1 protein-coding gene is annotated in these 1,466 nt (G+C 66.5%); it reads left to right on the top strand.

All coding sequences use genetic code 11. From position 1 onward, the window contains the following. Positions 1-1,466: proteasome ATPase (gene arc, locus PUR56_RS00250; RefSeq protein ID WP_329947341.1), on the top strand; the 1,466-nt coding region annotated here is incomplete at both ends.

Here is a 1,466-nt window from a genome sequence, read left to right as displayed (position 1 = left end):
TTCCTCAGCCAGAACGAGGACGGCACCGCCGACATCTTCACCGGTGGCCGCAAGCTCCGCGTGAACGTCAGCCCCAACGTCGAGCTCGACGAGCTGCGGCGCGGCCAGGAAGTGATGCTCAACGAGGCCCTCAACATCGTGGACGCGATGGCCTTCGAGAGCATCGGCGACCTGGTCACCCTCAAGGAGGTCCTGGAGGACGGCGAGCGGGCCCTGGTCGTCGGCCACACCGACGAGGAGCGGGTGGTGCGCCTGGCCGAACCGCTGCGCGAGATCACCCTCCGGGCGGGGGACGCCCTCCTGCTGGAACCCCGTTCCGGCTACGTCTACGAGGTCGTGCCGAAGTCCGAGGTCGAGGAGCTCGTCCTCGAGGAGGTCCCGGACATCGACTACCGCCAGATCGGCGGCCTCGCCAACCAGATCGAACTGATCCGGGACGCGGTCGAGCTGCCGTACCTGCACGCCGACCTCTTCAAGGAGTACGAGCTGCGCCCGCCCAAGGGCGTGCTGCTCTACGGCCCGCCCGGCTGCGGCAAGACGCTGATCGCCAAGGCCGTGGCGAACTCGCTGGCCAAGAAGGTCGCCGAGGTCACCGGCAGGCCCCAGGGGAAGAGCTACTTCCTCAACATCAAGGGCCCCGAGCTGCTCAACAAGTACGTCGGCGAGACCGAGCGGCAGATCCGCCTGGTCTTCCAGCGGGCCCGGGAGAAGGCGAGCGAGGGCACCCCCGTCATCGTCTTCTTCGACGAGATGGAGTCGCTGTTCCGCACCCGCGGTTCCGGTGTCAGCTCGGACGTGGAGAACACCATCGTCCCGCAGCTGCTCGCCGAGATCGACGGCGTGGAGGGCCTGGAGAACGTCATCGTCATCGGCGCCTCGAACCGCGAGGACATGATCGACCCGGCGATCCTGCGGCCCGGCCGCCTGGACGTCAAGATCAAGATCGAGCGCCCGGACGCCGAGGCCGCGAAGGACATCTTCTCCAAGTACCTCAAGGGCTCGCTGCCGTTCCACCCGGACGACCTCAAGGAGCACGACGGCTCCGTGGGCGCCACGGTGGAGGCGATGATCCAGTCGGTGGTGGAGCGGATGTACTCCGAGACGGAGGAGAACCGCTTCCTGGAGGTCACCTACGCCAACGGTGACAAGGAGGTCCTGTACTTCAAGGACTTCAACTCCGGCGCGATGATCCAGAACATCGTCGACCGGGCGAAGAAGATGGCCATCAAGGCCTTCCTCGACCACGGTCAGCGGGGTCTGCGCGTCGCCCACCTGCTCAACGCCTGCGTGGACGAGTTCAAGGAGAACGAGGACCTGCCGAACACCACCAACCCGGACGACTGGGCCCGGATCTCCGGCAAGAAGGGCGAGCGGATCGTCTTCATCCGGACCCTGGTCACCGGGAAGCAGGGTGCCGAGTCCGGCCGCTCGATCGACACTGTCGCCAACACCGGGCAGTACCTGTA

Source organism: Streptomyces sp. BE303, assembly GCF_036290945.1.
GTDB lineage: Bacteria > Actinomycetota > Actinomycetes > Streptomycetales > Streptomycetaceae > Kitasatospora.
This window is presented reverse-complemented; position numbering and strand designations above follow the sequence as displayed.